Origin of the sequence: Acerihabitans arboris, from assembly GCF_010131535.1 — a bacterium.
Taxonomy (GTDB): domain Bacteria; phylum Pseudomonadota; class Gammaproteobacteria; order Enterobacterales; family Enterobacteriaceae; genus Acerihabitans; species Acerihabitans arboris.
The window spans coordinates 1-25,210 of record NZ_WUBS01000011.1; the positions used below are offsets into that span (position 1 = coordinate 1).

22 protein-coding genes, 1 tRNA gene and 1 pseudogene are annotated in these 25,210 nt (G+C 60.0%); 8 read left to right on the top strand and 16 right to left on the bottom strand.

Annotation, left to right across the window (positions count from 1 at the left end; translation table 11 throughout):
- Positions 1-107: integrase core domain-containing protein (locus GRH90_RS25940; RefSeq protein ID WP_512698839.1), on the top strand; the 107-nt coding region annotated here is incomplete at its 5' end.
- Positions 108-123: 16 nt separating this feature from the next.
- Here the strand turns inward: GRH90_RS25940 and GRH90_RS15475 are convergent.
- From GRH90_RS15475 to xerD, 7 genes and pseudogenes are all read right to left on the bottom strand, one after another.
- A pseudogene (locus GRH90_RS15475) lies at positions 124-1,008 on the bottom strand (tyrosine-type recombinase/integrase); the annotation flags it as partial.
- A gap of 164 nt (positions 1,009-1,172) precedes the next feature.
- Positions 1,173-1,246, bottom strand: a tRNA-Gly gene (locus tag GRH90_RS15480).
- Positions 1,247-1,467: 221 nt separating this feature from the next.
- Entirely contained in the window at positions 1,468-2,988 is a 1,521-nt protein-coding gene (gene lysS, locus GRH90_RS15485; RefSeq protein ID WP_162366867.1) for a lysine--tRNA ligase, read from the bottom strand.
- A gap of 9 nt (positions 2,989-2,997) precedes the next feature.
- Positions 2,998-4,096 (bottom strand): peptide chain release factor 2 gene (gene prfB / locus GRH90_RS15490; RefSeq protein ID WP_162366868.1). Its coding sequence is split into 2 segments (ribosomal slippage): positions 2,998-4,020 and positions 4,022-4,096, totalling 1,098 coding nucleotides; the frame shifts between segments, so codons are not numbered across the junction.
- Positions 4,097-4,183: 87 nt separating this feature from the next.
- Positions 4,184-5,920, bottom strand: coding sequence for a single-stranded-DNA-specific exonuclease RecJ (gene recJ / locus GRH90_RS15495; RefSeq protein ID WP_162366869.1), 1,737 nt, complete (start codon positions 5,918-5,920; stop codon positions 4,184-4,186).
- 7 nt (positions 5,921-5,927) lie between these two features.
- On the bottom strand, positions 5,928-6,632 hold the full coding sequence (dsbC, locus tag GRH90_RS15500; RefSeq protein WP_162366870.1) for a bifunctional protein-disulfide isomerase/oxidoreductase DsbC: 705 nt from the start codon (positions 6,630-6,632) through the stop codon (positions 5,928-5,930).
- A gap of 79 nt (positions 6,633-6,711) precedes the next feature.
- A complete protein-coding gene (gene xerD / locus GRH90_RS15505) occupies positions 6,712-7,626 on the bottom strand; it encodes a site-specific tyrosine recombinase XerD (RefSeq protein ID WP_162366871.1) in 915 nt (304 codons plus the stop codon).
- Between the two features lie 101 nt (positions 7,627-7,727).
- On the opposite strand from xerD, the gene fldB reads away from it, so the two are divergent.
- Positions 7,728-8,246, top strand: a complete 519-nt coding sequence (fldB, locus tag GRH90_RS15510) for a flavodoxin FldB (protein ID WP_162366872.1) — start codon at positions 7,728-7,730, stop codon at positions 8,244-8,246.
- 105 nt (positions 8,247-8,351) lie between these two features.
- Here fldB and GRH90_RS15515 read toward each other — a convergent pair whose 3' ends face one another.
- Together GRH90_RS15515 and sdhE are read right to left on the bottom strand one after the other, a co-directional pair.
- A complete protein-coding gene (locus GRH90_RS15515; RefSeq protein WP_162366873.1) occupies positions 8,352-8,771 on the bottom strand; it encodes a protein YgfX in 420 nt (139 codons plus the stop codon).
- Positions 8,752-9,018: an FAD assembly factor SdhE gene (gene sdhE, locus GRH90_RS15520; RefSeq protein ID WP_162366874.1), complete on the bottom strand. Its 267-nt coding sequence runs from the start codon at positions 9,016-9,018 to the stop codon at positions 8,752-8,754. Before sdhE ends, GRH90_RS15515 begins: the two co-directional genes overlap by 20 nt.
- Positions 9,019-9,235: 217 nt before the next feature.
- Here sdhE and ygfZ point away from each other — a divergent pair, with 217 nt between their 5' ends.
- Complete coding sequence (ygfZ, locus tag GRH90_RS15525) at positions 9,236-10,219, top strand: tRNA-modifying protein YgfZ (protein WP_162366875.1); 984 nt, start codon at positions 9,236-9,238, stop codon at positions 10,217-10,219.
- 55 nt (positions 10,220-10,274) lie between these two features.
- Here ygfZ and trhA read toward each other — a convergent pair whose 3' ends face one another.
- On the bottom strand, positions 10,275-10,922 hold the full coding sequence (gene trhA / locus GRH90_RS15530) for a PAQR family membrane homeostasis protein TrhA (RefSeq protein WP_162366876.1): 648 nt from the start codon (positions 10,920-10,922) through the stop codon (positions 10,275-10,277).
- Positions 10,923-11,181: 259 nt separating this feature from the next.
- On the opposite strand from trhA, the gene GRH90_RS15535 reads away from it, so the two are divergent.
- A complete protein-coding gene (locus GRH90_RS15535) occupies positions 11,182-11,790 on the top strand; it encodes an HD domain-containing protein (RefSeq protein WP_162366877.1) in 609 nt (202 codons plus the stop codon).
- On the opposite strand, the gene GRH90_RS15540 is transcribed toward GRH90_RS15535, so the two are convergent.
- The 3 genes from GRH90_RS15540 to mntR all read right to left on the bottom strand — a co-directional run bounded on the left by GRH90_RS15540 (position 11,708) and on the right by mntR (position 15,914).
- Entirely contained in the window at positions 11,708-13,927 is a 2,220-nt protein-coding gene (locus GRH90_RS15540) for a YgiQ family radical SAM protein (RefSeq protein WP_162366878.1), read from the bottom strand. The genes GRH90_RS15535 and GRH90_RS15540 overlap by 83 nt on opposite strands.
- A 119-nt stretch (positions 13,928-14,046) precedes the next feature.
- A complete protein-coding gene (zigA, locus tag GRH90_RS15545) occupies positions 14,047-15,252 on the bottom strand; it encodes a zinc metallochaperone GTPase ZigA (RefSeq protein WP_162367045.1) in 1,206 nt (401 codons plus the stop codon).
- Positions 15,253-15,443: 191 nt separating this feature from the next.
- Positions 15,444-15,914 (bottom strand): manganese-binding transcriptional regulator MntR, encoded by a 471-nt coding sequence (mntR, locus tag GRH90_RS15550; RefSeq protein WP_162366879.1) that lies wholly within the window; start codon positions 15,912-15,914, stop codon positions 15,444-15,446.
- A gap of 381 nt (positions 15,915-16,295) precedes the next feature.
- Between mntR and GRH90_RS15555 the strand changes: the two genes are divergently transcribed.
- Genes GRH90_RS15555 through GRH90_RS15570 form a run of 4 tightly spaced genes read left to right on the top strand, consistent with a single transcriptional unit; the run spans position 16,296 to position 19,688 of the window.
- Positions 16,296-17,153, top strand: coding sequence for a metal ABC transporter substrate-binding protein (locus tag GRH90_RS15555; protein ID WP_246236103.1), 858 nt, complete (start codon positions 16,296-16,298; stop codon positions 17,151-17,153).
- A complete protein-coding gene (locus tag GRH90_RS15560; protein WP_162366881.1) occupies positions 17,150-17,962 on the top strand; it encodes a manganese/iron ABC transporter ATP-binding protein in 813 nt (270 codons plus the stop codon). Before GRH90_RS15555 ends, GRH90_RS15560 begins: the two co-directional genes overlap by 4 nt.
- The gene (locus GRH90_RS15565; protein WP_162366882.1) at positions 17,962-18,831 is read left to right on the top strand and encodes a metal ABC transporter permease; all 870 of its coding nucleotides are present in this window, start codon (positions 17,962-17,964) and stop codon (positions 18,829-18,831) included. Before GRH90_RS15560 ends, GRH90_RS15565 begins: the two co-directional genes overlap by 1 nt.
- Entirely contained in the window at positions 18,828-19,688 is an 861-nt protein-coding gene (locus GRH90_RS15570; protein ID WP_281352768.1) for a metal ABC transporter permease, read from the top strand. Before GRH90_RS15565 ends, GRH90_RS15570 begins: the two co-directional genes overlap by 4 nt.
- A 75-nt stretch (positions 19,689-19,763) precedes the next feature.
- Here the strand turns inward: GRH90_RS15570 and eptB are convergent, their stop codons facing one another.
- From eptB to gcvH, 3 genes are all read right to left on the bottom strand, one after another.
- On the bottom strand, positions 19,764-21,416 hold the full coding sequence (eptB, locus tag GRH90_RS15575; protein ID WP_162366883.1) for a kdo(2)-lipid A phosphoethanolamine 7''-transferase: 1,653 nt from the start codon (positions 21,414-21,416) through the stop codon (positions 19,764-19,766).
- A 385-nt stretch (positions 21,417-21,801) separates the two neighbouring features.
- Complete coding sequence (gene gcvP, locus GRH90_RS15580; protein ID WP_162366884.1) at positions 21,802-24,666, bottom strand: aminomethyl-transferring glycine dehydrogenase; 2,865 nt, start codon at positions 24,664-24,666, stop codon at positions 21,802-21,804.
- Between the two features lie 140 nt (positions 24,667-24,806).
- Positions 24,807-25,199 (bottom strand): glycine cleavage system protein GcvH, encoded by a 393-nt coding sequence (gcvH, locus tag GRH90_RS15585; RefSeq protein ID WP_162366885.1) that lies wholly within the window; start codon positions 25,197-25,199, stop codon positions 24,807-24,809.
- Positions 25,200-25,210: the final 11 nt, after the last annotated feature.

Sequence of the window (25,210 nt, forward strand, 5' to 3'; positions counted from 1 at the left end):
ATGAGTATAACCAGGAACGGCCTCATGAATCACTGGGAAACCTGACGCCGGAAGAGTATCGGATAACCCGAAGTTCGCCGATGATCTCAAAAAGTGCATGGCTTTAACATCGGGATGTTTACAATACCTTCCCGTGACACATTTAATTTGCTCAAGCAGGTTTAATGCCTGTGTGGACAGTGGGACCAAATGAGCGCGTCCCATTTTCATATGCTCCACCGGCACTTCCCAAATCTTGTTCTGAAAATCAATCTCTGACCATTGCGCCCGCCGTATCTCACCGGGGCGCAATCCGGTGATAATAAGCAGTTTGGTGGCGATTTTGGTTACCACACTGCCGCTGTAGGCATTTAACTCTGCCAGGAATTCAGGCAATTCATGCGCGGCCAAGTGAGCGTAATTTTGCGTTTTATGGGGTTTCATGGCCGAAGCGAGATCCGGCGCGGGATTGTATTCGGCCCGGCCGGTAATGATGGCATAACGGAACACCTCGCCGCAGCGCTGCCGAACTTTGCGCACCTTTTCGGTAGCTCCCCTGCCCTCAACAATTCGCAGCATGGCAAGCAGCTCCAATGGCTTAATTTCCGCTATAGGCCGAAAACCCAGGATAGGGAAAACATCTTTCTCGAAGGTATCCATCATCTCTTCGCGATAGGACGCCGACCAGCGATCGTATCGATGCTCATACCACTCGCGGGTTAACGCTTCAAAGGTATTGGTTGCGGTCATTATTTTTGCCGCCTTTTGCTCTTTACGCACCGTACTGGGATTGACACCTGAAGCAACTAACCGCCGGGATTCGTCACGTTTTTGCCGGGCATCGGCCAGGGAAACGTGCTCATAGGTGCCAAGCGACAGCATTTTGGGTTTGCCATCAAACCGGTAACGAAAGCGCCAGGCTTTGCTGCCGTTAGGCTCAATAAGAAGCGACAGGCCGAGGCCATCACTCAGGGTATAAGGCTTTTCAGTGGGCTTGGCTTTTTTGATTTGTAGCTCTGTCAGAGGCATTGTGTATAGAAATCCGGGTGTATAGAAAAACTATGCGCGATCATATACACATATACTACCGGCTTTCAAGGGATGCACTCGGACGGGAGCGGACAGTAGTAAGGCAATATAGGTTGATAATACTGGATTTTTTGGACGTTTGCGGATGGTGTTGGAAGCATGATTGGAGCGGGTGAAGGGAATCGAACCCTCGTATGCAGCTTGGGAAGCTGCCGTTCTACCATTGAACTACACCCGCAACGGCCGCACTCAGGGAAAGTGCGAGAGGCATTATAACCTTATGCCGGTGGCTGGCAAGCGGCGCGGTGATTAACCGCGTGAGTTTTAAGCAGTTATCCCGGAATAAAAACGGCGCCCTTACCGGTTGGATGTCTTCCAACCTTCAGGGCGCCGTTTATCCACATCCAGCGGTTTTCTAACCCCACCGGCTCAGCGGACTATGACTTATGCGCCGGCGGCTTACTTCTGCGGACGCAGCGCCGGGAACAATATCACGTCGCGGATGGTGTGGCTGTTGGTAAACAGCATCATCATCCGGTCGATGCCCACGCCCAGGCCCGCCGTCGGCGGCATGCCGTGTTCAAGGGCGATAACGTAGTCTTCGTCATAGAACATGGCTTCGTCGTCGCCTGCATCCTTGGCGCTGGCCTGTTCGGCAAAGCGCGCCGCCTGGTCTTCGGCGTCGTTCAGCTCGGAGAAGCCGTTGCCGATTTCGCGGCCGCCGATAAAGAACTCAAACCGGTCGGTGAAAAATGGGTTTTCATCGTTGCGGCGCGCCAGCGGCGAGACCTCGGCCGGGTATTCGGTAATAAAGGTCGGCTGGATCAGGTGGCTTTCGGCGGTCTCTTCAAAAATCTCGGTCTGGATACGGCCCAGGCCCCAGCTTCTCTCAAGCTTGATGCCGAGCGACGCGGCGATGGCGCCGGCCTTGTCCAGATCGTCCAAATCGGCGGCGATGGTTTCCGGGCGATAGTGACAAATGGCTTCGCGCATGGTCATCTGGGTAAAGGGCTTGCCGAAATCAAAGGTCTGGTCGCCGTATTGCACGACGCTGCTGCCCAGCACACGTTCGGTCAGGGTGCGGAACAGCTCTTCCACCAGCACAATCAGATCGCGGTAGTCCGCATAGGCCATATAGAGTTCCATCATGGTGAACTCGGGGTTATGACGCGGCGAGATGCCTTCGTTGCGGAAGTTGCGGTTGATTTCGAACACCCGTTCAAACCCGCCGACCACCAGGCGCTTAAGGTACAGCTCCGGCGCGATGCGCAGGAACATATCGATATCCAGCGCATTGTGATGGGTGACAAACGGCCGGGCGGCGGCACCGCCGGGGATGCTTTGCATCATCGGCGTTTCCACTTCCATAAAGCCCTTGTCCACCATGAAGCGACGGATTTCCGCCATGATCTGCGAGCGCACCTTAAAGGTATGGCGGGATTCGTCGTTGGCGATCAGATCCAGGTAGCGCTGGCGATAGCGGCTCTCCTGATCCACCAGGCCGTGGAATTTGTCCGGCAGCGGGCGCATGGCTTTGGTCAGCAGGCGGATCTCGGTGCAATGGATCGACAGTTCGCCGGTCTTGGTCTTGAACACTTGGCCACGCGCGCCGAGGATATCGCCCAGGTCCCATTTTTTAAACTGCTCGTTGTAGACGCCTGCGGCCAGTTCGTCGCGGGCGACATACAGCTGAATGGTGCCGCCGACGTCTTGCAGGGTCACAAAGGACGCCTTGCCCATGATGCGGCGGGTCATCATGCGCCCGGCGATGCTGACCTCAAGGCCCAGTTCCTGCAGCTCGTCGTTGCTGTTGGCGTCATAGGCGGCGTGCAGCTTATCGGAAGTGGCATCGCGGCGAAAATCGTTGGGGAACGCATTGCCCTGTTCACGCAGCAGCGCCAGTTTTTCGCGGCGCGCCGTCAGTTCGTTGTTTAAATCCGGCGCCAGAGGTGCACCGCCCTGTGATTGTGATTCAGACATCTTGGTTCCTCATAGCCCGGCTTTAAGACTTGCTTCGATAAATTTATCCAGATCGCCATCCAGTACCGCCTGCGTATTGCGTGTTTCCACGCCGGTGCGCAAATCCTTGATACGGGAATCGTCCAGGACATAAGAACGGATCTGGCTGCCCCAGCCGATATCGGACTTGGTGTCTTCCAGCGCCTGTTTTTCCGCGTTTTTCTTCTGCAGCTCAAACTCATACAGCTTGGCCTTCAGCTGCTTCATCGCCTGTTCTTTATTTTTATGCTGCGAGCGGTCGTTCTGGCACTGGGTGACGATATTGGTCGGCAGATGGGTAATGCGCACCGCGGATTCGGTACGGTTTACGTGCTGGCCGCCGGCACCGGAGGCGCGGTAGACGTCGATGCGCAAATCCGCCGGATTGATTTCGATATCGATATCGTCGTCCACTTCCGGATAGGCAAAGGCGGAGCTGAACGAGGTATGGCGACGGCCGCCGGAGTCGAACGGGCTTTTGCGCACCAGGCGGTGCACGCCGGTTTCGGTGCGCAGCCAGCCGAAGGCGTATTCGCCGATGACCTTGATGGTGACCGATTTGATGCCGGCCACTTCGCCGTCGGATTCTTCGATAATCTCGGTTTTAAAACCCCGGGCCTCGGCCCAGCGCAGGTACATGCGCAGCAGCATGCTGGCCCAGTCCTGGGCTTCGGTGCCGCCGGATCCGGCCTGGATATCCAGGTAGCAGTTGGCGCTGTCGTACTCGCCGGAGAACATGCGGCGGAACTCCAGCTGGGCCAGCTTGCCTTCCAACTGATCGAGCTCGGCGATGGTGTCGTTAAGGGTTTCTTCGTCGTCTTCCTCCACCGCCAGTTCCAGCAGGCCGGACACATCGTCCAGCCCGCGGGTCATCTGATCGATGGTGTCGACGATGGCCTCGAGGGAGGAGCGTTCCTTGCCCAGGGCCTGGGCGCGTTCGGGGTCGTTCCAGACATCGGGCTGTTCCAGGTCGGCGTTGACTTCTTCCAGGCGTTCGCGCTTGAGATCGTAGTCAAAGATACCCCCTGAGAACTTCCGTCCGTTCAGACAGGTCCTGGATGCGGTTTTTTACCGGATTAATTTCAAACATGAGTTCAGTTAGCTCGTAAAGAAGTGATGGGCATATATAAGCCCGGTATTCTAACGGATCCGCACCCCGGTGTGTAGCGTCTTGCGCTTACAGCGGCCATAGATGCTGGATTAATAATTGTACCGTGCGGTTGCCGCGATATTCGTTCACATCCAGCTTGTAGGCCAGCTCGACGATACGCACGCTGTTGTCGGGCCAGATACTGTTATCGATGTTAAAGGCAATGCCGTCCAGCAGCGGGCCGCCGGCCAGAGGTTCAACCATCAGCTTCAGATGTTTTTCCCCCACCAGCCGCTGTTGCAGCACGCGGAATTTGCCGTCGAACAGCGGTTCTGGGAACGACTGGCCCCAGGGGCCGCCGTCGCGCAGGATTTCGGCGGTGGCAAGCGACAGTTCGCCGCCGCCCAGTTCGCCGTCGGACCAGATGATGCCGTCAAGCAGCGCCGGGTCCAGCCACTCGTTGACCAGCTCGGCAAAACGCCGGCGGAAAGGTTCAAACTGCGACCGTTCCATGGACAGGCCGGCCGCCATGGCGTGGCCGCCGAACTTCATGATCATGCCGGGATGCAGCGTATCCAGCCGTTCGAGCAGATCGCGCATATGCAGGCCCGCCACCGAGCGGCCCGAACCTTTCAGGATACCGTCGCCCGCCGGGGCAAAGGCGATCACCGGGCGATGGAAACGCTCCTTGATGCGCGAGGCCAGGATGCCCACCACGCCCTGGTGCCATTCGGCGTGGTAGATAGCCAGGCCATAAGGCATGTCGTTTTCACTCAGCTCCATCTGGCTGCACAGCGCCAGCGCCTCCACTTCCATGCCCTGCTCGATTTCGCGCCGGGTCTGGTTCAGGGCGTCCAGTTCGCCGGCCAGCCCGCGCGCCTGGGCCAGGTCGTCGGTCAGCAGCAGCGCCACGCCCACCGACATATCGTCCAGCCTGCCGGCGGCATTGAGCCGCGGCCCGAGGGCAAAACCCAGATCGCCGGCGCTGAGCCTGGTGGCGTCGCGGTTGGCCACCTCCGCCAGCGCGCGGATGCCGGGGCGGCAGCGGCCGGCGCGGATGCGGCTCAGGCCCTGATGCACCAGGATACGGTTATTGGCGTCCAGCGGCACCACGTCGGCCACCGTGCCCAGCGCTACCAGATCCAGCAGTTCGGCCAGCTTGGGCGTCGGAATATTTTTTTGCGTAAACCAGCCGCTGTCATTAAGCCGGGCGCGCAGCGCCAGCATCAGGTAAAACGCCACGCCGACCCCGGCCAGGGATTTGGACGGAAAGGCGCAGCCGGTAAGATTCGGGTTAACGATGGCGTCGGCGTCCGGCAGCGTATCGCCGGGCAGATGGTGGTCGGTGACCAGCACCGGGATACCGTGCCGATGGGCCAGGGAGACCCCCGCATGCGAGGAGATGCCGTTATCCACCGTGACGATAATCTCGGCCTTGCGCGCCAGCGCCTGCGTCACCACCTCGGGGCTGAGGCCGTAGCCGTCCTCGAACCGGTTGGGCACCAGGAAATCCACATGGCCGGCGCCCATCTGCCGCAACGCCATCACCATCAACGCGGTGCTGGTGGCGCCGTCGGCGTCAAAGTCGCCCACCACCATCAGGCGGCGGTCGTCGGCCAGCGCGCGCGCCAGCAAATCCACCGCGGCCTCGATGCCGTCCAGCTGTCCGTAAGCCAGCAGCCCCTTGGCCCCGCGCTCCAGTTCGTCGGCGCCTTTGACGCCGCGCTGGGCATAGATACGCCGCAGCAACGGATGGATATCGGCCCCGAGCAGTCCTTCGGCGCTCGCCTCGGGGCGGCGCCGTAGTTCAGTTTTGATTTTCACGGTGCCGTCAACCGCCCGCCTGCTGCTGGTCCAGCATCGCCGCCATCTCTTTCGGGCTTTGATATCCCGGCACCATGGTGCCGTTGTCCAGCAGCACCGCCGGCGTGCCCTGGATACCGTATTGCACGCCCAATTGATAATGCTTGCCGATGTCGGTCTTGCAGATGGCGGCGGGCACCGCGTCGCCGTTCATGGCTTTATCGAAGGCGGCGTTGGGATTGGCGCTGCACCATACCGAGACCATGTCTTTTTCCGCCTGTGAATTAACCCCCTGGCGCGGGAATGCCAGGTAGCGCACGGTAATGCCCAGCGCGTTGTAGTCTTTCATCTGCTCATGCAGCTTATGGCAGTAGCCGCAGGTGATATCGGTAAAGACGGTAATAACGTGCTTTTGCTGCTGCGCCTTGTAGACGATCATTTGGCTTTGCAGCGCGTCCAGCCGTTTGCCCAGCAGCTGGTTGGTGACGTTGACCGGCTGGCTGCCGCCGACATCGTACATCGGACCCTGGATCACATGTTTGCCGTCGTCGGAAACGTACAGCACGCCGCTTTCGGTCAGCACGGTTTTCAGCCCCGCCACCGGCGCGGGCTGGATTTCAGCGTTATGCACGCCCAGGCGCGCCAGGGCGTGCGTGATGGCGGCGTCGTCGGCATAGGCCAGGCGGGAAAGCGCCAGCGCCGCGAAAGAAAGCATTACCAGGCTTGGTTTCATTGTCAGTCCTTATCTCTTTATCCTAAATGGGTCTTATCGGGTCATTCCACGCAGGTGGCCGTCGGTACGCTTACCCCGGTCAGGCCCGGGGATGATGCTGCTGATGAATCAGTTTAAGACGCTCGGTGGCGACATGGGTATAAATCTGGGTGGTGGACAGGTCGCTGTGGCCCAGCAGGAGTTGCACCACGCGCAGGTCCGCGCCGTGATTAAGCAGGTGCGTGGCGAAAGCGTGCCGCAAAACATGGGGTGAGAGCCGCTCGCCGTCGATACCCGCCAGGATCGCATAATGCTTGATGCGATGCCAGAAAGTCTGCCGGGTCATCTGCCGGCTGCGGTTGCTGGGGAACAGCACATCGGCGCTCTGGCCGTTCATCAGCCAGGGGCGTCCGTGCTCCAGGTAATACTCCACCCAATACACCGCTTCCTCGCCCAGCGGCACCAGCCGCTCCTTGTCGCCTTTGCCGATTACCCGCACCACGCCCTGGCGCAGGCTGACGTCGCTCATGGTCAGCCCCACCAGCTCCGAGACGCGCAGGCCGGTGGCGTACAGCACTTCCAGCATCGCCTTGTCGCGCACCTCGATGGGCTGTCCGAGCACCGGCGCATTGAGCAGCGCGCCGACCTGGTCTTCGCTTAGCCCCTTGGGCAGGCGCTGCGGCAGCTTGGGCGCCGCCAGCGCGGCGCTCGGGTCGTCGTCGCGCGCTTTTTCGCGATACAGATACTGGAAAAAGCGCCGCATGGCGCTGAGCAGGCGGGCGGAGCTGGTGGCTTTATAGCCGTGCTCCAGCCGGTCGGCCAGGAAAGATTGCAAATCCGCCGGCCCGGCGGTTAACAGGCCCGACCGATGGGCGGTGAGCCAATCGGCCAGGGCCTGTAAATCGAGACGGTAGGCCGACAGGGTGTTTTCGGCCAGGTTGCGCTCCAGCCACAGGGCGTCGAGGAACTGCTCAATCCATGGGTTATTTTGCCCTGGCTTATTTTGCTGCTGCATCCGCGCCCCCGGTGTTTTTTCATGCCTGCATTATGCCTGATTACGGGGTGAATCTGGTACACTTGATGTCATCAGGTTGAAGGTCAAGAGTGTGAGTAAAGATGAAAGTCGGTTTATTTTATGGCTCCAGCACCTGCTACACCGAAATGGCGGCGGAGAAAATCCGCGATATCCTGGGCCCGGATCTGGTCGATGTGCATAACGTCAAAGACGTGCCGCCGCAGCGTATGGAAGAGTACAACGTGCTGATCCTCGGCATCCCCACCTGGGATTTCGGCGAAATCCAGGAAGACTGGGACGCCGTGTGGTCGCAGCTGGCCGGGCTGGACCTGGCGGGCAAGATTATCGCCATGTACGGCATGGGCGATCAGCTCGGCTACGGCGAGTGGTTCCTGGACGCGCTGGGCTACCTGCACGATGTGCTGGCCCCCCGGGGCGCCACCTTTATCGGCTTTTGGCCCACCGACGGTTATGAATTCACCAGCCCCAAGGCGCTGGCCGCCGACGGACAGCATTTTGTCGGCCTGGCGCTGGATGAGGTGAATCAGTACGAATTAAGCGAAGAGCGCCTGCAGCTGTGGTGCGAGCAGATCCTGAACGAAATGGCGGCGTTATTATAGTATTTTGCCGCAGGGTAAAAGGTTGCGGTCATCCCGCGTCGATGCCACATCCCTTGTCTTACGCCCGGGCCGTCACTTTTGCCCCGGGCGCCTGGGCGGTCCGGATTAATCAAGCGTTTCGTGCGAGCCGTGATGGAGCAGCGCCTGGCGCAGGTTGCGCCACTCGCGTTGGTCCATACAGTCCGCCGCCAGCCACAGCCGGCGTTTTTTCTTGCCTCCCACCTGCCGCAGGCACAGCAGCACCCCGCCTTTGATCATCCAGGGTTTTCCCGCGACCGCCCACTCCTGCTGGTGCCAGCGTATGTGCCGGTCGCTTTGCAGCACCAGCTCGCCACGGCAGGCCATGATATTTCTCTGGCTGCGGATGCATTCAAACACCACAAGCGTAATCAGCGTGACCCAGACCAGGCCGTAATTTTCCGGCCAGGGAGAAAGCAGGATCAACAGGGTCAGGATCCCGTGAAGCGTCAGGGAAAAAATCTGCGTGCGCCAGGAAACCCGTATGTCACATCGCCAGAGGGCCACGGGCTTTATTTCGCAGTTGTATCATGGTTATCATTTTTTTTAATCCGCTGTCCTGGGGTTCGCCATGATTCATCAGCCAATTGAAAAGATCGGGATCGTCGCATTCCAGCAGGCGGACGAACAAGGCTTTGTCATCGTCGCCAAGAGTGTCATAGTCGTGTTCAAAAAACGGCATTATCGAGATATCCAGTTCGCGCATGCCACGGCGGCAGGCCCAGTGAATGCGCGCTTTGTTATCGATATCCATATGTATTTTTTACCTCATATCCGCCCGGCCAGGGCGTAGTTTAACCCGTTTTGCCGGCCGGCATTACATAAAACGACACATTTCGACATGTCCCGAGAATTTTCGATCGGCACGCATCGCACATTTCGGCACAATGCCGATGCAATAACCGCTTGCAAAGCCCCTTGGCTCTTTTACCATTAGGCTATTGTTCTGCATTACAGGATAGGAGTGTTTCATGACACCTAAAGTTCCTTTTCCACCGCGTTTACCTTCGCCCTCCAGCCGTCTGCCCCTGACGCTGATGTCTCTCGAGGAATGGGCGCAGGTCAGGCTGACCGGGCCGGATACCCTTAAGTACCTCCAGGGCCAGGTCACCACCGATGTCGAGTCGATGGCGAAGGATCAGCATATCCTGGGCGCGCATTGCGATGCGAAAGGCAAAATGTACAGCAACCTGCGCATTTTCCACCGCGGCGGGGGCATGGCCTTTATCGAGCGCCGCAGCGTACGCGATACCCAGCTTGGCGAACTGAAAAAATACGCGGTATTTTCCAAAGTCACCATGGCGGCGGACGACGACGCGCTGCTGCTGGGCCTGGCCGGATTCCAGGCGCGGGCGGCGCTGAACGGACTGTTCGCCACCCTGCCCGACGCGGAGCACCCGGTGGTCGAGGACGGCGAGACGTCGATACTGCACTTTAGCCTGCCCGCCGAGCGCTTTTTGCTGGTGACCACGGCGGCGGTGCTGGACCAATTGCTGCAAAAGCTCGAAGGCCAGGCGCAGCTGACCGATAGCCGGCAGTGGCTGGCGCTGAATATCGAGGCGGGACTGCCGGTGATCGACAGCGTTAACAGCGGGCAGTTTATTCCCCAGGCGGCCAACCTGCAGTCGCTGGGCGGCATTAGTTTCAGCAAGGGCTGTTATGCCGGGCAGGAAATGGTGGCGCGCGCCAAGTACCGCGGCGCCAACAAACGGGCATTATACTGGCTGGCCGGTAAAGCCGGACGCGTTCCGGCGGCGGGAGAAGACCTGGAGCTGCAGCTCGGCGACAACTGGCGGCGTACCGGCACGGTGCTGGCCGCCCTGCAGTTGGAGGACGGCAGCGTCTGGGTGCAGGCGGTGCTTAATAACGATCTGGCGGCGGATAGCCGGCTGCGGGTCAAGGACGATACCGCCGGCGCGCTGGCGATCCAGCCCCTGCCTTACGAGATCGAGTAACCTAAACCTCTGCCTGTCGCCCTCGAGCAGGGGGCGGCGCGGCCAGGCATGGGTATCAAATATACAGGTAGATTGCCAGGAAATGGCACAGGCTGCCGCCCAGGACAAACCCATGCCAGATGGCGTGGTTGAAGGGAATACGGTTGCAGGCGTAAAAAATCACCCCCACGGTATATACCAGCCCGCCCACCGCCAGCAGCGTCAGGCCGCCCACCGGCAGGCGCTGCGCCAGTTGGTAAATCACCACCAGCGACAGCCAGCCCATGGTCAGGTAGGTAATCAGCGACACGACTTCAAAACGATGGGCAAACGCCAGTTTGAAGATCACCCCCAGCAGCGCCATGCTCCAGATGACAATCATCAGTCCCTTGGCCAATGGCGACGCCAGCCCCACCAGCAGGAACGGAGTATAGGTGCCGGCGATCAGCAGATAAATGGCGCAGTGGTCCATTTTTTTTAGCCAGCGCTTGGCGGGCGGATGGGGGATGGCATGGTAGAGGGTGGAGGCCAGAAACAACAGGATCATGCTGCCGCCGTACAAACTGTAGCTGGTAATGGCCGTGACGTCGGCGCCGACGTTGCCGGCCTGCACCAGCAGCAGCACCAGGCCGACGATGCCGAAGATCAAACCAATGCCGTGGCTGATGCTATTGGCGATCTCTTCCGCCAGTGAATATCCTTGAGCTAATAGTTTATTAGCCATATCTAATGCATCCCCGAGCGTGACCCGCTATGAATTTCACCAACCGCACATAGATTAGCTGAGAATTATTCCAGTGTACACGTGTAAGCTGAAAAATAATGTTAATGGCGGCTCAGCTATCCGCCTGGCCCGATCGGATTGTTAGCGGTGTTTTAGCGCCCCTATCTCCGCCGGGCAACGGGGCCGCATCACATAATTCGAATTCGCCGCGTTTTTGCCCTACAATGTTGCGCTTTACGCTAGCGTGGTTGGAATCGGTATGTCTGAAGCAACGCCTGAATTAGCCTTCGGTGAACTGACCGAAGTGGTCGCCTTTTTGATGGAAATCGACAAGCTTAAAAGCATCCAGCGCCGCACCAAGGTACTGGGCACCCAACGTCAGGAAAATACCGCCGAGCACAGCTGGCATTTTGCCGTCGGGGTGATGGCGCTCGCGCCCTACGCCGGCGATAAGGTCGATATCAACCGCGTGGTTCAGATGGCGCTGGTGCACGATATCGTCGAAATCGACGCCGGCGACGTGCTGGTCTACGATCTGGCCGGGCGGGCGGCGGTCCACGCCCGGGAGGAAGCGGCCGCCGAGCGGCTGTTCGGCCTGCTGCCCGAACCGCAGCGCGGGCACTTCCACCAGCTGTGGCTGGAATACGAGGCGGGTGAAACCCCCAACGCCCAGTTTGCCCTGATGCTCGACAGGCTGATGCCGGTGTTGATGAACCTGCATAACCGCGGCCAGAGCTGGGTGGAAAACGGCATCCGGCTGGAGCAGGTGCTGTCGCGCAATGCCTTTATCGGCGACGTTTACCCTGCACTTTGGGAGCATCTGAAACGCCATCTTGACGCCGCCCATCAGGACGGCTGGCTGAAGTAAGTTTTTCCGCTTGCGCCGGCGTACGCTGGCGCGTGATATCGGTGTGCCGGGTCAGCGCGGGGCGAAGGCGGCGCGCCTGGTCGCGCCCGGCGCGTTGTTCCCCGCCGCCCGCTCCCGGCACCAGGCATTCCCCGCCGCCGCCGATCAGATGTTTCAGCCCCATATCCTCCAGCGCGGCGCGTATCAGCGTGGCATTGGCCGGATCGTGATAGCGCAGCAGCGCCTTATGCAAACGGCGCTGGCGATCGCCGCGCGGCACCACGACCTCTTCACTCTTGTAGTCCACCTTGGCCAGCGGGTTCTTGCCGGTGTAGTACATGGTGGTGGCGCTGGCCAACGGCGACGGATAGAAGTTCTGCACCTGATCGAGCCGAAAACGGTTTTTCTTCAGCCATAACGCCAGGTTGACCATATCCACATCGCGCGTGCCGGGATGCGCTGAAATAAAATAAGGGATCAGGTACTGCTTTTTGCCCGCCTCGGCGGAGTACCTGTCGAACAGCTCCTTAAAACGATGGTAGCTGCCCATGCCCGGCTTCATCATCTTCGACAGCGGCCCGGCCTCGGTATGCTCGGGCGCGATTTTCAGGTAACCGCCCACGTGATGCAGCGCCAGCTCCTTGATATAGCGCGGGTCCTCCACCGCCAGATCGTAACGCACGCCGGAGGCGATCAGCACCTTCTTGATGCCTTTGACCGCCCGCGCCCGCCGGTAGAGCGCGATGGTCGGCTCATGGTCGGTGTCCATATGGGTACAGATTTCGGGATAGACGCAGGAGGCGCGGCGGCAGGTTTGTTCCGCCCGGGGCGATTTGCAGCGCAGCATATACATATTGGCGGTGGGCCCGCCCAGATCGGAAATCACGCCGGTGAACGCCGGCACCTTGTCGCGGATCGCTTCGATCTCGCGCACGATGGAATCCGCCGATCGGCTTTGGATAATGCGGCCTTCATGTTCGGTAATCGAACAGAACGAGCAACCGCCGAAACAGCCGCGCATGATATTGATCGAGGAATGGATCATCTCGTAGGCCGGGATGGCCGCCTTGCCGTAGGACGGATGCGGCACGCGCTGGAACGGCAGGGCAAACACCTGGTCCATCTCCGGTGTGGTCAGCGGAATCGCCGGCGGGTTGATCCATACATAACGATCGCCATGCTTTTGCATCAGCGCCCGCGCGCAGCCGGGGTTGGTTTCGTGATGCAGGATGCGCGAGGCGTGGGCATACATCACCTTGTCGCCCTTGACCTTTTCAAACGAGGGCAACAACACGTAGGTTTTTTCCCAGGGTTTGGGTTTGGCGGCGCGCACCGTCACCGGCGTGGTCCGCGGCGCCTGCGCCGCCCTGTCGGCGCAGGGCAGATCGTCGCCATAGGGGTTGAGGATCGGCTCGATACGGCCGGGCTGGTCCAGCCGGGTGGAATCCACGCCGCTCCAGCCCGGCAACGCGTCCCGGCGCATCATGGCGGTATTGCGCACATCGGTGATAGCGCCGATCGCCTCCCCCGCCGCCAGCCGGTGCGCCAGCTCCACCAACGGCCGCTCGCCGTTGCCGTAGACCAGCATATCGGCCTTCGAATCCACCAGCACCGACCGGCGCACGGTATCTGACCAGTAATCGTAATGGGCAATGCGCCGCAGGCTGGCCTCGATGCCGCCCAGGATCACCGGCACCTCTTTATAGGCTTCCTTGCAGCGTTGGCTGTAGGCCATGGTGGCGCGATCCGGCCGCTTGCCGCCGACGTTGCCGGGAGTGTAGGCATCGTCATGGCGCAGCTTGCGATCGGCGGTATAACGGTTAATCATGGAGTCCATATTGCCGGCGGTGACGCCGAAAAACAGGTTCGGCCTGCCGAGACGCATAAAGTCATCCTTGCTGGTCCAGTCCGGCTGGGCAATGATGCCGACGCGAAAACCCTGGGATTCCAGCATGCGGCCGATAATCGCCATACCGAAGCTGGGATGATCGACATAGGCGTCGCCGCTGATAATCACCATATCGCAGCTATCCCACCCCAGTTGATCCATTTCGGCGCGCGACATCGGCAAAAACGGCGCGGTGCCGTAACATTCCGCCCAGTAAGGCGGATAGGAAAACAGGCCGCGTTCGGGCTGGATCAGGCTGGTGGACGCCATACATTTACTCTTTATCAGGTTAATTCGCCGGGCGGCGATTATACGCGTACCCGGCGAAATAAGCAGGGATCTTTATCAGTATTGCGGGCTTTTCCGTTTAACAGGAGCGAAACGATCGGTTATTGCCATTCCGGGAACGGATCGCTGTACCAGAACCACATCTCCGGTCCCTGCGCCATTTCCCGATCGGTTAACAGACAGGCGTCAAAACGTTCCCTTAAACCCGCCTCATCCATGCCGATGCCGATCAGCACCAGTTCCTGCCGCGCATCGCCTACCCCATCAACCCAGTTTTCCTGGATAAACGCTAACGTCTCGGGATCGCCGGGCCAGCGTTCACGAGGTATGGCGGCCCACCAGCAGCCGGCCGGGGCATGCCGGCTGACGCCGCCGGCCTGGGACCAGGAACCGGCATACGCCGGGCGGGTGGCCAGCCAGAAAAAACCTTTGGAACGCATCACCCCCGGCCAATCCTGCGCAAGCCAGGCGGAGAAGCGCTCTGGATGAAACGGCCGGCGGGCGCGATAGACAAAGTGAGTAATGCCGTACTCTTCGATCTCAGGCGTATGCTCGCCGCGCAATTCCTTCAGCCAGCCCGGCGCCTGCGCCGCCTGGTCAAAATCAAACAGCCCGGTGTCCAGGACTTTATCCAGCGCCACCCGGCCGAATTCGGCCACCGCCAGTTTTGCCCGTGGATTCAGGCCGCGCAGGATAGCCATCAGGCGCAGGCGCTCTTCCTCATCGATCAGGTCGGTTTTATTCAGCACCAGCACATCGCAGAATTCGATCTGTTCGATCAGCAGATCCACCACCGTGCGCGGGTCCTCCGCGCCCAGGGATTCGCCCCGGGAGAACAGGCTGTCCCGCGAACCGTAATCGCGCAGGAAGTTAAACGCATCCACCACCGTTACCATGGTGTCCAGCCGGGCGACGTCCGACAGGCTCAGGCCGTCGTCATCGGTAAAGGTAAAGGTCTCGGCCACCGGCAGGGGTTCGGCAATGCCCGTGGACTCAATGACCAACTGGTCGAATCTGCCCTCTTTCGCCAGCCGGCCGACTTCCAGCAGCAGATCTTCACGCAGCGTGCAGCAAATGCAGCCGTTGCTCATCTCCACCAGCCTTTCATCGGTTCTGGACAGCTCCGCCCCGCCGTCGCGCACCAGGGCGGCATCGATATTCACCTCCGACATATCATTAACGATCACCGCTACGCGACGGCCTTGCCGATTGTTGAGGATATGGTTAAGCAGGGTGGTTTTACCCGCGCCAAGGAAACCCGAGAGCACGGTCACCGGCAGCGGGCCGGACGCACGCCCTTCACTCATCCGGGTTATGCCGGGCATCTTATCTGTCGCACGCATTTATCACTCCAATCAGTGTTGAGGTCGGTAAAATGACGGGGAGGCCATCTCCAGTCACAGTAATTATGTTATAACATAACAATAACTAAAGACCAGATCTTTGCCGCATCTTTTGCCTGCGGGACGAAGAGAAGGATTGGGATGAGTGACGGCTGCTATTTTTGCCGGTCGGCCTGTTCGGTAAACGCGCGGAAAATAGCCAGCGTTTCCTCGCTGACGTGGTGTTCCAGCCCTTCGGCGTCCAGGCGCGCCGTCTCGGGGCTGACGCCGAGCGCCAGCAGGAAGGACTCGACCACCTGATGCCTTTCCCGGCTGCGGGCCGCCATCTCCTCGCCTTCGGTGGTGAGAAACACCCCGCGGTAGGGTAACTGGCGAATAAGCCCCGCGGCGGCCAGCCTTTTCAGCATTTTTGCCACCGTTGGCTGCGATACGCCCAACCGCGCGGCCAGCTCCACCTGGCGTACCTCGCCGAAATCCCTGATGAGATCGTCAATAAGCTCCACGTAGTCATCCATCAACTCGGAACGATGGGCCGCTCTGACCTGAAGAAAACCCTGCGCATGTTCCTGCACATCCACAAGTTGAGTGGTACGGACGGGGAAATCCGCTTTTTCAGGGGTGGTCATAATCCTTCCTCTTGATTTACGGCTGAAATAGTCCATCGGCCGACGATGGCGAGATAAAGCATAGCATTGTTACCAAAGGCGTTGATAAACAAAATGGGCATGCCGGTAATGGCGGATAAAAACAAACAGATTAAGTTTGCCTTTGCTATACAGTATAGCTCATGCTATATATGAACATTAAACCAACACTTGTTAATTATATTGATACAAGGGTAATTACTCCCCGGCCGTTCGGACATCCTCATAGTGCGCCGACGTATGATGCTGATAACGCCTGGGCAGGCCCGTTTCCCGGATTGGTTTTTGGAGATCACCAGTATGTATTCGCCTTTGACAACGTTACGATTTTCCGCCCTGGCGCCCTGGAGCCTGCTGCTTGGCATGACGCTATCGCTTACCGGCGCCCACGCCATGGCGGCGGCAAAATTCAAGGTGATTACCACCTTTACCATTATCCAGGATATGGCCCGCAACGTGGCCGGCGACGCGGCGGTGGTGGAATCCATTACCAAGCCCGGCGCGGAAATCCATGATTACCAGCCCACCCCGCGCGATATCGTCAAGACCCAATCGGCGGACCTGATTTTGTGGAACGGCCTGAACCTGGAGCGCTGGTTTGCGCGTTTTTTCGACAATATCCATGACGTGCCGTCGGCGGTGGTGACGCAAGGCATCGAGCCGCTGCCCATCCGCGAGGGCCCCTATAATGGCAACCCCAATCCCCACGCCTGGATGTCGCCCGCCAACGCGCTGATTTACATAGAGAATATCCGCAAGGCGCTGGTGCATTACGATCCGGCCAACGCCGACGCCTACAACCGCAACGCCAAGGCTTATGCGGAAAAAATCGCCGCCGTGGATGCCCCGCTGCGCGCCAGGCTGGCCAATATTCCCGCAGCCCGGCGCGTGCTGGTCACCAGCGAAGGCGCCTTCAGCTACCTGGCGCGGGATTACGCCATGCGCGAGGCTTACCTGTGGCCGATCAACGCCGAGGAGCAGGGCACGCCCCAGCAGGTGCGCCGGGTGATCGATCTGGTGCGGGAACAGCAGGTGCCGGTGGTATTCAGCGAAAGCACCATTTCGGATAAACCCGCCCGGCAGGTCAGCAAGGAAACCGGCGCGCGCTACGGCGGCGTGCTTTATGTCGATTCGCTGTCGGCGGCCGATGGGCCGGTGCCCGACTATCTCAGCCTGCTTAACGTGACGGTGGACACCATCGCCAAAGGATTCGGACAATGAACGACCCCGGCTATCAGCCCGATCTGCAAGTGAACGACGTAACTGTCACTTATAACAACGGCCATACCGCCATCAGCAACGCCAGTTTCCAGCTTACCGGCGGCACCGTCTGCGCGCTGGTCGGCATCAACGGCAGCGGCAAATCCACGCTGTTCAAAAGCATCATGGGCATGGTGCGTCCCTCCTCCGGCAAGGTCACCCTGGATAACCTGCCGGTGGCGAAGGCGTTGCGTAAAAACCTGATTGCCTATGTACCGCAGACCGAAGAGGTGGACTGGAATTTCCCGGTGCTGGTGTCGGATGTGGTGATGATGGGCCGGTATGGCAAAATGTCCTTTTTGCGCATCCCCTCCGCCGTGGATAAGGCCCAGGTGGAGCGGGCGCTGGCGCGGGTCGGCATGACGGAATTCCGTCACCGCCAGATAGGCGAACTGTCCGGCGGCCAGCGAAAAAGGGTATTCCTGGCGCGGGCGCTGGCGCAGCAGGGGCGCGTGATGCTATTGGACGAGCCTTTTACCGGTATCGACGTGCAGACCGAGAATACCATTATCGAGCTGCTCGGATCGCTGCGCGCGGAAGGCCATCTGATCCTGGTCTCGACCCATAACCTGGCCAGCGTGCCGGAATTTTGCGATCGGGTGGTGATGATTAACCGCACGGTACTGGCCGCCGGTCCCACCGCCGCCACCTTTACCCAGGACAACCTGGATCTGGTGTTCGGCGGCAGGCTGCGCCACCTTAACGTGGCGGCCGCCGCCGCGCCGCGGGCTAATCTGCGCGCGGTCGACGCCGATAAGCGGGTGTCGTGATGATGGCGCTGTTGCTGCAGCCGTTTCAATACGACTATATGCTCAAGGCCATCTGGGTAAGCGGCATTGTCGGCGGGGTCTGCGCCTTTCTGTCGGCTTACCTGATGCTCAAGGGCTGGTCGCTGATGGGAGATGCGTTATCCCACTCGGTGGTACCGGGCGTCGCGGGCGCCTATGCGCTGGGTTTGCCTATCGCCGCCGGCGCGTTCCTGACCGGCATGCTGGCGGCGCTGATGATGACGCTGGTGCGCCATTTTACCCGGCTGCGCGAGGACGCGATTATCGGTTTTGTGTTTACCACTTTTTTTGCCGTCGGGCTGCTTATCGTGTCGCTCAATCCCACCTCGGTCAACGTGCAGTCGATTATCTTCGGCAATATACTGGGGATCGCCGATGCGGATGTGCTGCAGGTGCAGATTATCAGCGGCGTGTCCTTTATCGTGCTGTGCGCGATCTGGAAAGATTTGCTGGCGGCTTTTTTTGACGAGAGCCATGCCGTCTCCATCGGCCTGTCCCCGCTGCGCCTGAAAATCATTTTTTTCACCCTGCTGAGCGCCTGTACCGTGGCCGCGTTGCAAACGGTCGGCGCCATCCTGGTGATTGCCATGGTGATCACTCCCGGCGCCACGGCGTATCTGCTGACCGATCGTTTCCCGCGCCTGATAGCGATCGCCGTGGTCACCGGCACCCTGACCAGCGCCTGCGGCGCCTGGCTGAGTTATTTCCTTAACGGCGCCACCGGCGGGGTAATAGTCACCCTGCAAACCCTGGTCTTCCTGCTGGCGTTCCTGTTTGCCCCCAAGCACGGACTGCTGGCCGCCAAAATGCGTAACCGGATGCGCAGCAAAAAACCGCGGAGCGCCCGATGATGGAATGGCTGGATTACCTGCTCGCCTATGTGACCGAACCGCTCGGTTTCCCGTTTATGCAACGGGCGATTATCGCGGCCGTCGCCACCGGCGTGGTCTGCGCCATACTGTCGTGCTTCCTGGTGCTCAAGGGCTGGTCGCTGATGGGCGACGCCATTTCCCATGCGGTGTTGCCGGGCATTATCCTGGCCTATATCGCCGGGCTGCCGATTATCATCGGCGCCTTTGGATCGGGCATATTTTGCGCCCTGGCCACCGGTTATATCAAAGATCACTGCCGGGTCAAGGAGGACACGGTGATGGGGATTGTCTTCTCGGGCATGTTCGCCCTCGGCCTGGTGCTGTTTTCACGCATCGACACCGACCAGCACCTGAGCCATATCCTGTTCGGCAACGTGCTGGGCATTACGCCCGCGGAACTGCGGCAGGTGCTGCTGATCGCCGGCGCGGTGTCGTTGATTATCCTGCTTAAACGCCGGGACCTGATGCTGTACTGTTTTGATCCGGCCCAGGCCCGGGTGCTGGGCCTGTCGGTGAAGACGCTGCATTACGGCCTGTTGTGCCTGCTGGCGCTGACCATCGTCGCCGCGCTGCAGGCGGTGGGCGTGATACTGGTGATTGCCATGCTGATTTCACCCGGCATTACCGCCTCGCTGCTTGCCCGCCGGTTCGACAGGATGCTGCTGGTGGCGGCGCTGGTCTCGGTATTCTCGTGCGTTAGCGGCACGCTGATAAGCTTTTATATCGACGGCGCCACCGGCCCCTGCATCGTTATCATCCAGGCCATGTTGTTTGTGGTGGCGCAGATCTACCGCATCGCCAGGCGAAAAACCCGGCCGAGCGGCGTCATCGCCTGATAGTGGGCGAAACCCCGCTCCCTGTTGAAACGGCCAACCCGATCTTCAGGCCTTCCCCGGCCTGAAGGGTTACACTTATTGCGCCTGGCACCAGTTATGCGGCTTGACGATGCCGCCGTCGGGCGAGGTAAAACCGATACAGCCCAGGATGCTGTCGTAGAGTTTTTCATGGAACACCGGGGTTTTGGCCGCCGCCATGGCGCGCAGCCGGCTGAACGCCGCCTGGTGGTCGCTCTCCCGCAGGAAGCCGTCCGAGGCCCAGACCATGATGGGAACCGTGCGTTGCTCGATCGGCGCGCGATCGCGCGGCGTGCCGTGGAAATGCATATTCTCCGATATGGATTCCCCGTGGTCGGAAGCGTAAAACACGATCGCCTGGCGATCGCGCAGCTGATCGAACACCTGTTTGAGGAAATAGTCGGTATACAGCAGGCTGTTGTCGTAGGAGTTGACCAGTTCCTCGGTCGAGCAGGCATCGTCGATGCCCTGGCACTCCGGCTGGTAACGGGCAAACGCGCGCGGATAGCGCTCGGTATACATATAATGGGAGCCTTTGGTGTGCAGCACGATCAGATGCCTGCCGTCGGGATGGCGCGCCATGGAGTCGCGCAGTTCAGCCACCAGCGCCATATCATCCACCGGTTGGCCCGCGTTGCGTTTTTCCGCCTGGATGGTTTCCCGCAGGGCATAGTCATCGGCCATCACCTTATTATAAAACCAGGCCTCGCTCTGCATGGAAAACAGTTCGGAGCTGAAACCCTGCTTTTTTAAAACGGAAAAGACGTTCATCTCTTTTAGGGTGCGCTGCGGCGCTTCGGACGCCCCGCCCTCGCGCACAAACATACAGCGCAGGGAGAGTTTGGTGGAGGTATCGCAGGAATAGCCCTGCAGCAACGCCAGGTTCTTTTCCTTGTCCAGGTTTGGCGTATTGTCGCGCCGGTAGCCATAAGCGCCCATATGGTCGCGACGGGCGCTCTCGCCGATGATAAACACCACATAGAGATCGTTCACATCCTTCGGCGGCGCATAGGTAAAATGCTCAGCGGGATCAAACAGCTTGCGACTGTCCTCCGCCTGGCTATAAGAGCTGTAGATCAGCATCCCCAGGGCCGACAGCCAGTTTGACGGCGAGTAGGATCCGGCGACCACGCCGCCATAGCTGGCCATGGTGCGGTTGCTCTCGCGATCGTGCCGGTCCTGTATCTGCCCCATCAGCTTAAGCGGCAGCCAGCAGCACAGGGCGGCGGCCAGGATCAGCAGGCCTTTTCTGGAAATATGCCTGGCGCTGCTGCGCCTGAGCGCCGCCTCGGGCATCGGCGCCAGCCAGATCAGCGCCAGGGGGATCAGGCTGACCAGGATAACCCAGATAAAGAAGTGGTAACCCACCGATTCCTTCGACAGGTCCACATCGGTGGTCATCACGGCGGCCAGGATGCCGTAGCCGATATCGACGTTATACAGCACCATGTAATAACTGGCGGCCACCGAGCTCACCACCACCAGGCTGACCAATACGCGATACACCGTGCTTCCCACCAGCGAAAGCAGCATGGTCAAGAAAAACACCAGTGAAAACAACGCCAGCACCTCGATACCCACCGAGAGGGCATTGTCATATTGCAGGTGCTGATAGCGGCGGAACAAAATGGGTATGTTAAGGATAATCCCGATATAAAAGGCAATAAACAGGGATATTTTCAGTTGTGATAGTTGAAGAAGCTTTCTCATTAATTATGTTTTTCTCAGTATAAATGACCGCGGATAAGCACGCTCCGCACTTAATCAACCTCCGCCGGGCCATCTTTGATGCCTTCGGAATATCAGACAATGGATAAGACAATCCCTATCGGACCCGCTTATGCCACAGGTGGTTCATAAAGTATGACAAATATGAGACGTTATGATGTAACAATACATGTTGCCAACCGGGACATGCGCGCATCAATAGCAATAAGACATAAACAGGCGGGTGAGCGCCGCCCCGCTCATGACCGCGCGGGCGGGGCTCGGTCCGGGGTTCGCAACCCCCGGCCCCCGGCCGTTCCGGTGATTTACCGGCGCGGACGGGGCGGGGATAGTGCTGGGATGGCGCGGGAAATGCGCCGGTGATGGCCTATTCGTAATCCTCGATCGGCACGCAGGAGCAGAATAAATTGCGGTCGCCGTACACATCGTCCAGACGCTTTACGCTCGGCCAGTATTTATTGCCGAAGCCCGCCGGGAACGCCGCTGTTTCACGGCTGTACGGATGGGACCATTCCCCGGTCAGCTCGCGCTCGATATGGGGCGCGTTCACCAGTGGATTATCCGCCAGCGGCCATTCGCCGCCGGCGACCCGGTCGATTTCGCCGCGGATGGCCAGCATCGCGTCGATAAATCGATCCAGTTCCACCTGGCTTTCCGATTCGGTCGGCTCGACCATCAGCGTTCCCGCCACCGGGAAGGACATGGTGGGCGCATGGAAGCCGTAGTCGATCAGGCGCTTGGCAATATCCATCTCGCTGATGCCGGTCGCTTCCTTCAGCGGACGGATATCAAGGATGCATTCGTGGGCCACCCGGCCGTCGCGCCCGGTATAGAGCACCGGAAAAGCAGACTGCAGGCGGCTGGCGATATAGTTGGCGTTGAGGATCGCCACCTGGCTGGCCTGCTTAAGTCCCTGGGCGCCCATCATGCGGATATACATCCAGCTGATCGGCAGGATCGAGGCGCTGCCGAACGGGGCGGCGGCCACCGCGCCCTGTCGCGTCAGCACGCCGTCGATACGCAGCACGGAATGCCCCGGCACAAACGGCGCCAGATGCGCTTTGACGCCGATGGGGCCCATGCCCGGCCCGCCGCCGCCGTGGGGGATGCAGAAGGTTTTATGCAGGTTCAGGTGCGAAACGTCGGCGCCGATAAAGCCCGGCGAGGTAATGCCCACCTGCGCGTTCATGTTCGCGCCGTCCAGGTAAACCTGGCCGCCGAACTGATGCACGATCTGGCAGACTTCGCGGATGGTCTCTTCATACACGCCGTGGGTCGACGGGTAGGTCACCATGATGCATGCCAGTTGCTCCCCGGCCTGCCCGGCTTTCTCGCGCAGGTCGTGTAAATCGATATTGCCGTTTTTGTCGCAGGCCACCACGGTGACCGACATGCCGGCCATCTGCGCGGAGGCCGGGTTGGTGCCGTGGGCGGAGCTGGGGATCAGGCAGATATGGCGCCCGCCCTCGTTACGGCTCTCATGATAGCGACGTATGGCCAGCATGCCGGCATACTCGCCCTGCGCGCCCGAGTTGGGCTGCATGCACAGCGCGTCATAGCCGGTAAGCTGCACCAGCCAACGGGAAAGCTGGGCAATCATCTGCTGGTAACCTGTCGCCTGCCCGACGGGACAGAACGGATGCAATTCGGCGAATTCCGGCCAGGTGATGGGGATCATTTCGGCGGCGGCGTTCAGCTTCATGGTGCAGGAGCCAAGCGGGATCATCGACTGGTTCAGCGCCAGATCCTTGCGTTCCAGCTGATGCATATAACGCATCATTTCGGTTTCGCTGTGGTAACGGTTGAAGACCGGATGCGTCAGGATAGGCGTGGCGCGCAGCAGATCCGCCGGAATGGTTTCCTTGACGGCGCGGTCGATCCCGTCGATATCCAGCACGGCGTCGCCGCCGGTCAGCACGCCGAACAGCGCGGCGATATCGTCGCGGCCGGTGGTTTCATCCAGCGTGATCCCCACCGCGCCATCCAGATCGGCGCGCAGGTTAATGCCGCGGGCCAGCGCGCGATGAATCACCGCGTCTTTATCCGCCACTTCGACCGCGAGGGTATCGAACCACTGGGCATGGCGCAGCGTCATCCCCGCCGCCGTCAGGCCGGAGGCCAGGATGGCGGTCAGGCGGTGGATGCGGGCGGCGATGCGCTTGAGCCCTTCCGGACCATGGTATACCGCGTACAGGCCGGCGATATTCGCCAGCAGCACCTGCGAGGTACAAATGTTGGAGTTGGCTTTTTCGCGGCGGATATGCTGCTCGCGGGTTTGCATCGCCATACGCAGGGCGATGCTGCCGGCCGCGTCGCGGGACACGCCGATAATCCGTCCAGGCATGGAGCGTTTGACGTCATCGCGGGCGGCGAAGAACGCCGCGTGCGGGCCGCCATAGCCCATGGGCACGCCAAAACGCTGCGAGGAGCCGAATACCACGTCGGCGCCCTGCGCGCCCGGCGCCGCCAACAGTACCAGCGCCATCATGTCGGCCGCCACGCAGCTGATGATTTTGCGGTTTTTCAGTTCAGCCAGCAGCGCGCGGTAATCATGCAATTCGCCGGTGGTGCCGACCTGTTGCACCAGCACGCCGAATACGCCCGGATGTTCCAGCGCCTGTGCCGCCGGGCCGGTGGCCACGTCAAAACCGAAGGTACCGGCGCGGGTGCGCACCACATCCAGCGTTTGCGGATGGACGTCTTCGGCGACAAAAAATACGTTGGCCTGTTTGAGCTTGCTGGCGCGTTTTGCCAGCGCCATGGCTTCCGCCGCCGCCGTGGCCTCGTCAAGCAGCGAGGCGGAGGCGATATCCAGTCCGGTCAGATCGAGGGTCAACTGCTGGAAGTTGAGCAGCGCTTCCAGGCGGCCCTGCGCGACTTCCGGTTGATAGGGGGTATAGGCGGTATACCAGCCCGGGTTTTCCAGCATATTGCGCAGGATCACCGGCGGGGTGACCACCGCGCTGTAGCCCATGCCGATATAGGTTTTAAAACGCTGGTTAAGACCCGCCATGGCCTTGAGTTCGGCCAGCGCCTGGGATTCGGTGGCCGCATCCCCGACCGCGGGAGGCGCCGGCAGTTGGATGTCGGCCGGGACGATTTGTCCAATCAACGCGTCGAGCGTACCGGCGCCGATGGCCGACAGCATATGCGCCTGTTGCTGCGCGCTGGGGCCGATATGGCGCTTGATAAAGGCGTCATGGTGTTCAAGCTGGCTGAGAGTCTGGGTCATAAACAGCAATTCCTGCATCGGGCATGGGACGGGGAAATGGCAACGTGCTCGACGTGACAGGGATCATCCTGTCACGTCTTTTTGGCGCCGGGACAATTTGCAATAGTCCGGAGCCAGGTATCTTACCGAAAGCCGATAGGTTACTCGTCTTCGTCGAGCGTGGCCTCATAGGCCTCGGCGTCAAGCAAACCGGCAACTTCGCTTTCGTCGTCGGCTTTAATCTGGAACAGCCAACCGTCGGTGTACGGAGCGCTGTTCACCAGCTCCGGCGAAGCTTCCAGCTCTTCGTTCACCGCCACGATTTCGCCGCCGATAGGGGCGTAGATATCCGATGCGGCTTTTACCGATTCGGCCACCGCGCAATCATCGCTGGCGGAAAAAGCGGTGCCGATTTCCGGCAGGTCGATAAAGACCATATCGCCCAGCAGCTCCTGGGCATGCTCGGTAATGCCGACGGTGTACACGCCGTTGCCTTCATTGCGCACCCATTCATGGGAATTAGTATATTTTAGTTCTTGCGGCACATTGCTCATTGCCTTCCTCA